The organism is Flavobacterium sp. (assembly GCF_046317795.1).
Lineage (GTDB): Bacteria > Bacteroidota > Bacteroidia > Flavobacteriales > Flavobacteriaceae > Flavobacterium.
The window spans coordinates 1-8309 of record NZ_JBKCVI010000083.1 but is presented as its reverse complement, the minus strand read 5'-3'; the positions used below and the strand labels follow the sequence as shown (position 1 = coordinate 8309).

The following is an 8309-nucleotide window of genomic DNA, read 5'->3' as shown; positions in this document are numbered from 1 at the left end:
GAAGACGTCTATCTTTCAAATCAACTCTCATTCCTTCAAATAAAATTCCGATTATACGATGTCGTTTAGTATTTGAAATCAAAACAAAAAATAAAAAAAAAGAGAGCAAAGGTAAGTTCCAGGTATTCAAAAAAGCAAATTCAAGCCCTGCGGGTTTCAGAAAAAATCTCCACCTTATCAGGTAGTATTTTTTCAAAAAAACTTGCTTTTTTGAAACCTTCCACTTGGACGAATGGCTTTCTTTTTTTCTTTTTTTTCTTTTGAAATGAATATTCTTCGCTTCCGATTTTAAATAACATTTAGCGAAAAAAATTTTAATGGGCGGAGCGTAGCGAGGCAAACCTCCATTTCAAGAGAAAATCTGCGAAAAAATTAAAAATCTAATCAATTTTTAAAGCAGAATGTTATGCAGAATTTCATTATTAAAACCCACAAAAAAGGCACGATTTACTCGAAACCGCATTTATTCCTACTTAACAAAGGGATGAACAGCGGAAAGCCACAAAAAGAGCCATTTACAAACAGTTTTGTAGTCATATTTGATTTAGAACAGGATTGTGAAAACCTTTATTTTGTTGCTTATAGTTTATGGAAAACTAATTTTTGGAATCAACATTTGGTTGGTTCTGTAATTCCATTTTTACGCCTTAACGATTTCAAAAAAGAGTTTTTTATAAAGTCTAAAATTATGATGGAAGAACACGAAGCTCACATTAAACACGTTGCAGCTCTCAAACTTTTGGAGCAAAAAGAAAAACAATTTCACGAAAATATCAATTTAATCAACGATATGCGAAGAGTGATTTTACATCGCTACTGCAACAAATAATTTATTTATTAATCCTAAAAATCAATCCTATGAGCGTATTTTTATTATTTCAAACCGATAGATGGAAGTCAAAAGAATCACGAGTATTTTTTGGTGCTTTTGATAGCAGAATTAAAGCATTAGATTATGCAAAATACAACGATTTGTATTGGTATAATTCAAAAATTGTAGTGGTTGAGGTGATACTCAATCAATTTGGAGAAGTTTAAAATCAAAAAAGCCAGGTCTCACGACTTGGCTTCCAATTTGTCTAACCCAGAGGTCACCACTCCCGAAACTTCGGGATAGGGCTAAACTTATTTTTTGTGCTTCTTATTTAGGCTTTTAAGCAGTAACGAAATCGTAAAACTAACTACCGCGCCAACAGTAGCCAAGACAACCGTTTTGGCAATATCATCAGAAGAAAGATTAGGTACAATACTTAGAAATGTGCCACCAGCAGTTCCTATCAATGTGGGATTATTGGCTGTCATCGGTTGTAGTAAGCTGACTTGCAGCTGACAAAACTCCTCCAGCTACTGCAACATAACCTCCAATAGTTGTAACTATTGCAGGTAAAACAATTGGAGCAGCTATAATAGTTCCACCAACGGCAGCTAATGCCAACCCAACAGTTCGAAGCACTTTGAAAAACTTTGGTGTGGGAGCTTTTGCTCTATTAATGATTTTTTTCATAATTAATTTTTATTGTCATTTCCGCATCGGCGGAAATCAAGATTGGATAAGTATTTCAACACTTTCTTTATTGTCCAAAGCTTTGTAAACAAAGTCTTTAAGCTTAGTAAAAGCTTTTCTCGACATCAAACCTAAACTAGGACCAAAAAGTTTAATAACAGGAGCGATACAACCTTGCAATTCTTTTTGAGCATTATTGGCAGGATGAAAAAGAATAAACTTTCTATTCGGTACATCCACCAATTCTATATGCCATTTATATTTTGCACTGTATCGTTTTCTAATAAAATATTTCCCTTCAGGAATGCAGGAAACCTTCGTTTCGTTATTCTTCCAAGGCAATTTAATGGTGTAACAAATCAATTTGCCCTCGCATTCGAGTTTACCGTTTGTTCCATCCGGGAAATAAGTTCTCGATAGTTCTAAAACCATCCTACAATCCGCTTACTTGCACTAGCGATAATGGATTGTATGCACCATTTTTAAGTGGGTACATTTGTCCATTTACTTGTTGATAAAACTCAACACCTAATGCCAAGAAAAGTGGTTTGGTGCTCGCTGGAGTAACCACATTTACTTGAGCGATAGCAACCGTAGCAACTGCATCCCAAGGTAAAATCGCAGTTTCCGAATTGGCAACTACAAACGTTTCAGCTTCAAAATCGATTTCAGCTCCAGCTGAAATAATTTTGTAGTGAGTAGTTCCACTTGGTGCAGCAATCATATTGGTTGGAATAAATGGAGCCAAATCCACAGTAATTTCTCCAGTAACTCTATCTATTGCACCTACAAAAGGAGCAAATAAACTAGTTCCTAGCTTACCACGAATATTGAACTCAAATCCAGTCAATAATTCAGCTTCGCCATCGATTACGTTTCTCAAACCTCTTTCGTTAATTAAATCCGCTTGAATAACTTTTACCATTTGCTGAGTTAAACGGCTTACCATTCTACCATCAGCAGAATTCAAAAGCAACGCTCTTAAAGCAGTTCGCAAAACTTTACCTGCTTTTCCGGCACGTCCAAATTCAGAACCATTCTCACGCGTTCTTTGAAACGCAGGATCACTTGCAATTCTACTAGCTTCAATTCCGCCTTTTTCTCTTGCCAAGTGTCCGTCTTGGGTTTTATAAAAAGTAATATCGCCAATAGTACCTTTCAACTTAATTATGCCTTTCTGTCTAGCCATAACTTCTAAAATTTTTGTTTATAAATCAGTGAACAATTCCCTCAATCATCATTCTTGTTGCAACATCCTTAGATTGATTTGAGAACAAATTTTAGTCAATAAAACAGATTAAAAAAGAGCAACCTGTTCCATATGTCGCAATGCGACACAAATGGCTCAAATAGTCATAAATGCGCATTAAAAAGTGGCTTAAACCGACTTAAATTGCAGAATAAATTTATATTTCAAAAAATATTACTTTTGTATAATCTTTAACTTTACTAATTAATAGGTTTAAGTTAATCAAAGCCTAGTTAAAGGCATAGATAATGTATGAAATTTGAAAAACAGAGGGTTTGCATCTATCCGAAAGACATACAGCGCATAACAGGAAAGAGTTATCGTCAAAGTACCAGATTAATGCAAAAAGTGAAAACTGACCTCAACAAGCTCGAAAATGAGTTTCTAACTATCGAAGAGTTTTGTTCTTATGCAGGATTAAAATATGAACAAGTAGCTCATTTAATTTTTGGTTAAATTTTGAAAAATATAATAATCAAATTTTTTCCGATGGCTATAGAAATAGTTTCAAATAACTAGTTCATATTTTGGTATTCTTTTATTCTAAACACTTTTTTTAATTGGGTTTTATTCGTACTTTTACAACTTACAAATTAATGTAAATCATAACGATTCAAAAGGGGGTAAATTCGGTTACCTAAATTTTATTTAAGTTTCAAAATGTTTAATAACAATTAGTTAGGAATGGTTGTAAAATCCCATCCTCTCTGCTTATTCTTCTTAAAATTAGTTTTATGCGAGTCTATCTTTTCATCTTAACTTTTTTTGCTTCCTTGAGTGTCTTTGCTCAAAAAGATGAAATCGATTTTGATGCTATCGATTCTTTATATCGCGAAGACCAATTTTATATAAATTTTACTTATAATAGTCTTAGGAAAACACCTGACGGTTTTAGTCAAAATAAATTTGCTACTAGTTTTGCCCTTGGATTTCTTAGAGACATGCCGTTAAATAAAAGCAGAACTTTTGCTATTGCGGCAGGATTGGGCTATTCTTTTTCAGTTTACAATCAAAACATAGTGATTACTAACGTTGGCGGGAATAACACTTATAACTTAATAGGTCAAGATGTTAATTATTCTAAAGACAAATTATCATTGCATTTTGTAGACCTACCTATCGAAATCCGATGGCGAAATTCAACGCCAGAAAGTCATAAATTTTGGAGAATTTATACCGGACTAAAATTGAGTTATTTATTTTATGACAGTTATAAATTTGTATCTACTACATCCAAAATAAAAAGTTCTGGGAATACTGATTTAAATGCATTTCATTATGGTGCCTATGCAGCAGTTGGTTGGAATACTTTGAACCTTTATATGTACTATGGTTTTAACCCGTTGTTTACATCTTCGGCAAAAATTGATAATCAATCCATTGACATGAGTACACTCAATATTGGGTTGATGTTTTACATTCTATAACCATAAAAAGAATAATCCTAATTGTGGTAGTGTGCCACATACAAAACCAATCAACAATTCTTTGTTAGTATGCGCTTTCATTACCAATCGTGAAGAAGCCACAAGCCCATTTATTATTACAAAAAAGGCAACAAGCGAAACGGTGTTCACCTCATTTTTTAAACTCAATCCAATAATAAAAAAGGTTAATGCACTGATGCCAATCATGTGAATACTGGCTTTTATTTTGGCATACAACAATAAAAAAGCAAGAACAGCACTCATGATTCCTCCTAGAAAAAAGCAATACAATAATGGAAATCGATCCAGAGTGATGCTTTTATTGATTAAAACAGTAAGCAACATAATATGAAGCAGCAACGGAATTTTGCGATGCGAAATCTCCGAAAGCATGACACTGTCTATTTTGCCAAATGTTCTTAGCAAGTAAAAAAAAGCAATCGGCAACAAAAAAGTGATGATGACAATTTGCAGAAACAAGAGCAAATATTGTGCAGTGGTTAAATAAATGGAGTCTAACAAAACATAGAAAACAGTTCCAAAAAGCGGAACGAAAATAGGGTGGAAGAGATAGGAAAAAAAAGGGAGGATTTTTTTCAAAACAGTAATTTAATTTTAAATCTTCTTCCTCATTCTCGCCACAGGAATATCGAGTAAGTCTCTATATTTCGCAATGGTTCTTCGGGCAATGGGGTATCCTTTTTCACCAAGAATTTCGGCTAATTGATCATCGGGCAAAGGTTTGCTTTTGTCTTCTTCTTCGATGATGTTTTTTAGGATTTTTTTGATTTCTAAGGTAGAAACATCCTCGCCTTGGTCGTTTTTCATGGATTCTGAGAAGAATTCTTTTATCAATTTGGTGCCATAAGGCGTGTCTACATATTTGCTATTGGCTACACGAGAAACCGTAGAAACATCCAAACCAATCATATCGGCAACGTCTTTTAGAATCATGGGTTTTAACTTGGTTTCTTCGCCATCAAGGAAATAGTCTTGTTGTAGATGCATGATAGCATTCATGGTCACAAAAAGCGTTTCTTGGCGTTGTCGAATAGCATCGATAAACCATTTGGCCGAATCCAGTTTTTGTTTGATAAACTGCACCGCATCTTTTTGCGAATGCGATTTATCTCGAGAGTCTTTATAGGTTTGTAGCATTTCCTGATAATCTTTGGAAACATGCAACGTTGGTGCGTTTCTGCCGTTTAAAGTCAATTCTAGTTCCCCATCCACAATTCTGATAGCAAAATCAGGAACAATTTGTTCCACCACACGACTGCTACTGTCAAAAGAACCACCAGGTTTTGGATTTAATTTTTCGATTTCTTCAATTGCTTTTTTTAATTTCTCTTGCGTAATCTCGTATTTCTGAAGTAGTTTATCGTAATGTTTTTTGGTAAAAGCATCAAATTGGTTTTCGAGTAAATCAATTGCCAATTCCACATATTCCGTTGGGGTTTTGTGTTTCAATTGCAACAATAAACATTCCTGCAAATCTCGAGCTCCAACTCCCGAAGGTTCTAATTCGTGAATGATATGCACTATTTTTTCAACGGTTTTCTCATCGGTATAAATGGCTTGCGTAAACGCCATATCGTCAACGATATCTTGGACATTTCTTCTTAAATAACCGTCATCATCAATACTTCCAACAAGAAATTCGGCAATACTGCGTTGCTCATCGGTGAGTATAAAAGTGTTCAATTGGTTAATTAAATCTTGATGAAAACTGATAGATTCAGCAAGAGGCGATTCACGGTCATCATCGTCATCGCTATAATTATTGGCTTGAAGTTTATAATCGGGCGTTTCGTCGTTGCTTAAATATTCGTCAATATTGATTTCGGTTTCAATGTTTTCAGTTCCTTCATAATCGTCATAGTCGTCATTATTGTCAAACTCGTCTTTCTCATATGATTCTTCCTCTTTGCCACTTTCCAAAGCGGGATTTTCGAACAATTCCTCTTTCAATCGCTGTTCAAAAGCTTGCGTAGGCAGTTGAATTAACTTCATCAGCTGGATTTGCTGTGGAGATAATTTTTGGGATAATTTTAGATTTAAGAATTGTTTTAACATATATTTTTTAGTTTATGGTTTGTTGTTATTGGTTTATGGTTGTTAACTACAAACTATAAACCATGAACTATAAACTTTTTAAAACTCTGCATTCATTGGCGTTCTTGGAAAAGGAATGACATCACGAATATTGGTCATTCCAGTTACAAAAAGCACTAATCTTTCAAAACCTAATCCAAATCCAGAATGCACCGCTGAACCAAATCTTCTTGTGTCTAAATACCACCATAATTCTTGTTCATCAATACCAAGTGCTTTCATTTTTTCCACTAAAACATCAAAGCGCTCTTCTCTTTGTGAACCTCCAACAATTTCGCCAATGCCTGGAAATAAAATATCCATAGCTCTTACGGTTTCTTTTCCTGGTTCGGTATCGGTATTCAAACGCATGTAAAATGCTTTAATTTTTGCCGGATAATCATATAAAATCACCGGACATTTGAAATGTTTTTCAACTAAGAAACGTTCGTGTTCACTTTGTAAATCGGCACCCCATGCTTCTATTGGGTATTGAAATTTTTTCTTTTTATTTGGCGTTGAATCTTTTAAAATGTCAATGGCTTCGGTATAAGAAACACGTTTGAAATCGTTTTGTAAAACGAAGTTTAATTTTTCCAACAAAGTCATTTCGCTTCGTTCTGCTTGTGGTTTTTGCTTTTCTTCATCCAATAATCTTCCTTCAAGGAATTTCAAATCATCGGCACATTTTTCAACAGTAAATTTGATGACATACTTGATAAAATCCTCTGCCAAATCCATGTTGTCGTTCAAATCATTGAAAGCCACTTCGGGTTCAATCATCCAAAACTCAGCTAAGTGACGTGAGGTATTGGAATTCTCTGCACGAAACGTTGGGCCAAAAGTATACACCTGACCCAATGCCATAGCAAAAGTTTCGGCTTCTAGTTGTCCCGAAACCGTTAAGTTGGTTTCTTTTCCGAAGAAGTCAGCTGCATAGTTTACTTTTCCATCTTCAGTTCTTGGTGTTCCATCGAAAGGCAAAGCGGTCACTTTAAACATTTCACCTGCACCTTCGGCATCGGAACCTGTTATAATGGGTGTGTTTACATAGAAAAATCCTTTTTCTTGAAAATAAGAATGCACCGCAAATGACAATACAGAACGCACTCGCATTATGGCGCTGAAAGCATTAGTTCTAACTCTAAGATGGGCTTTTTCTCTTAAAAATTCCAAACTCGGTTTGTTTTTTAATTGAATTGGATATAATTCTGCATCGCTATCACCAAGAATTTCAAGCTTGGTTACTTGTATTTCATATTTTTGACCTGCACCTTTGCTTTCAACTAAATTTCCAGTTATAGAAACGGCAGCACTTGTAGTTATTCTTTTTAAGATTTCTTCGGGTGTGTTTTCAAAATCGACTACACATTGAAGGTTATGAATGGTTGAACCATCGTTCAACGCAATAAATTGATTGTTTCTAAAAGTTCTTACCCAACCTTTTACGGTTACTTCATAGTTTGATTTTGTGCTGTTTAGTAATGTTTTTACTTTCGAATGTTTCATTTAAAAAGTTGATTTAAATTTTAGTCCCGATAGCTATCGGAATAGATTTATGAAATATATGGCAAATATAATTTTTTATTTTTCTATTGTTTCGTTGGAATCTTCTTCTTCGTTATTATCTCTATAAATATTGATACTTGGTTCTTCCATGTCATCTTGTTTACCACTCCATTTTTCCACAGTCAATACTAATGCTGGTAGGACAACTAAATTGGCAAACATCGCAAACGTTAATGTTACTGAAATCAATCCACCTAAAGCAATTGTTCCTCCAAAACTTGATAAGGTAAAAATAGCAAAACCAAAAATCAATACGACTGATGTATAAAAAGTACTAATACCCGTTTCGTGAAGTGCACTAATAACTGCTTTTTTGATTTTTCCGCCGTTCTGAATTAAATCATGGCGGTATTTTGCCATAAATTGTATGGCATTGTCCACAGAAATTCCAAACGCAATACTGAAAACCAAAATGGTTGATGGTTTTAAAGGAATACCAAAATACCCCATCAAACCAGATGTAATA

At 34.4% G+C, this 8309-nt stretch carries 12 protein-coding genes; 3 read left to right on the top strand and 9 right to left on the bottom strand.

Going from position 1 to position 8309, the window contains the following annotated elements:
• A partial coding sequence (locus tag ACK5ON_RS04905) for a hypothetical protein (RefSeq protein ID WP_409820429.1) occupies positions 1-196 on the bottom strand: 196 nt, incomplete at its 3' end.
• Between the two features lie 210 nt (positions 197-406).
• Here ACK5ON_RS04905 and ACK5ON_RS04900 point away from each other — a divergent pair.
• Positions 407-829: a DUF6943 family protein gene (locus ACK5ON_RS04900; protein WP_409820426.1), complete on the top strand. Its 423-nt coding sequence runs from the start codon at positions 407-409 to the stop codon at positions 827-829.
• A 29-nt stretch (positions 830-858) separates the two neighbouring features.
• Positions 859-1038 carry a hypothetical protein gene (locus ACK5ON_RS04895; RefSeq protein ID WP_409820423.1) on the top strand — a complete coding sequence of 60 codons (180 nt, stop codon included), beginning with the start codon at positions 859-861 and terminating at the stop codon, positions 1036-1038.
• An 87-nt stretch (positions 1039-1125) separates the two neighbouring features.
• On the opposite strand, the gene ACK5ON_RS04890 is transcribed toward ACK5ON_RS04895, so the two are convergent.
• Genes ACK5ON_RS04890 through ACK5ON_RS04875 form a run of 4 tightly spaced genes read right to left on the bottom strand, consistent with a single transcriptional unit; the run spans position 1126 to position 2693 of the window.
• Entirely contained in the window at positions 1126-1302 is a 177-nt protein-coding gene (locus ACK5ON_RS04890) for a hypothetical protein (protein WP_409820421.1), read from the bottom strand.
• Positions 1289-1504: a hypothetical protein gene (locus ACK5ON_RS04885; protein WP_409820419.1), complete on the bottom strand. Its 216-nt coding sequence runs from the start codon at positions 1502-1504 to the stop codon at positions 1289-1291. Before ACK5ON_RS04885 ends, ACK5ON_RS04890 begins: the two co-directional genes overlap by 14 nt.
• Before the next feature lie 36 nt (positions 1505-1540).
• On the bottom strand, positions 1541-1936 hold the full coding sequence (locus ACK5ON_RS04880) for a DUF5675 family protein (RefSeq protein WP_409820416.1): 396 nt from the start codon (positions 1934-1936) through the stop codon (positions 1541-1543).
• Between the two features lies 1 nt (position 1937).
• Positions 1938-2693, bottom strand: coding sequence for a hypothetical protein (locus ACK5ON_RS04875; protein ID WP_409820413.1), 756 nt, complete (start codon positions 2691-2693; stop codon positions 1938-1940).
• A gap of 794 nt (positions 2694-3487) precedes the next feature.
• Between ACK5ON_RS04875 and ACK5ON_RS04870 the strand changes: the two genes are divergently transcribed.
• Positions 3488-4180 (top strand): porin family protein, encoded by a 693-nt coding sequence (locus tag ACK5ON_RS04870; RefSeq protein WP_409820410.1) that lies wholly within the window; start codon positions 3488-3490, stop codon positions 4178-4180.
• Here the strand turns inward: ACK5ON_RS04870 and ACK5ON_RS04865 are convergent.
• The 4 genes from ACK5ON_RS04865 to ACK5ON_RS04850 form a co-directional block, all read right to left on the bottom strand.
• Positions 4175-4780 (bottom strand): hypothetical protein, encoded by a 606-nt coding sequence (locus ACK5ON_RS04865; protein WP_409820408.1) that lies wholly within the window; start codon positions 4778-4780, stop codon positions 4175-4177. The genes ACK5ON_RS04870 and ACK5ON_RS04865 overlap by 6 nt on opposite strands.
• A gap of 15 nt (positions 4781-4795) precedes the next feature.
• Entirely contained in the window at positions 4796-6256 is a 1461-nt protein-coding gene (gene rpoN, locus ACK5ON_RS04860) for an RNA polymerase factor sigma-54 (protein ID WP_409820405.1), read from the bottom strand.
• A gap of 78 nt (positions 6257-6334) precedes the next feature.
• A complete protein-coding gene (asnS, locus tag ACK5ON_RS04855; protein WP_409820402.1) occupies positions 6335-7783 on the bottom strand; it encodes an asparagine--tRNA ligase in 1449 nt (482 codons plus the stop codon).
• A gap of 75 nt (positions 7784-7858) precedes the next feature.
• Positions 7859-8309 (bottom strand): MMPL family transporter (locus ACK5ON_RS04850; protein ID WP_409820400.1); only part of this gene is annotated, 451 nt, incomplete at its 5' end.

What these genes read in the sequence shown, in the direction of transcription:
- ACK5ON_RS04880 (WP_409820416.1), bottom strand. Translation starts at nt 1,936, where the DNA reads ATGGTTTTAGAACTATCGAGAACTTATTTCCCGGATGGAACAAACGGT.
- ACK5ON_RS04885 (WP_409820419.1), bottom strand. Translation starts at nt 1,504, where the DNA reads ATGAAAAAAATCATTAATAGAGCAAAAGCTCCCACACCAAAGTTTTTC.
- ACK5ON_RS04890 (WP_409820421.1), bottom strand. Translation starts at nt 1,302, where the DNA reads ATGACAGCCAATAATCCCACATTGATAGGAACTGCTGGTGGCACATTT.
- ACK5ON_RS04870 (WP_409820410.1), top strand. Translation starts at nt 3,488, where the DNA reads ATGCGAGTCTATCTTTTCATCTTAACTTTTTTTGCTTCCTTGAGTGTC.
- asnS (WP_409820402.1), bottom strand. Translation starts at nt 7,783, where the DNA reads ATGAAACATTCGAAAGTAAAAACATTACTAAACAGCACAAAATCAAAC.
- ACK5ON_RS04895 (WP_409820423.1), top strand. Translation starts at nt 859, where the DNA reads ATGAGCGTATTTTTATTATTTCAAACCGATAGATGGAAGTCAAAAGAA.
- ACK5ON_RS04900 (WP_409820426.1), top strand. Translation starts at nt 407, where the DNA reads ATGCAGAATTTCATTATTAAAACCCACAAAAAAGGCACGATTTACTCG.
- rpoN (WP_409820405.1), bottom strand. Translation starts at nt 6,256, where the DNA reads ATGTTAAAACAATTCTTAAATCTAAAATTATCCCAAAAATTATCTCCA.
- ACK5ON_RS04875 (WP_409820413.1), bottom strand. Translation starts at nt 2,693, where the DNA reads ATGGCTAGACAGAAAGGCATAATTAAGTTGAAAGGTACTATTGGCGAT.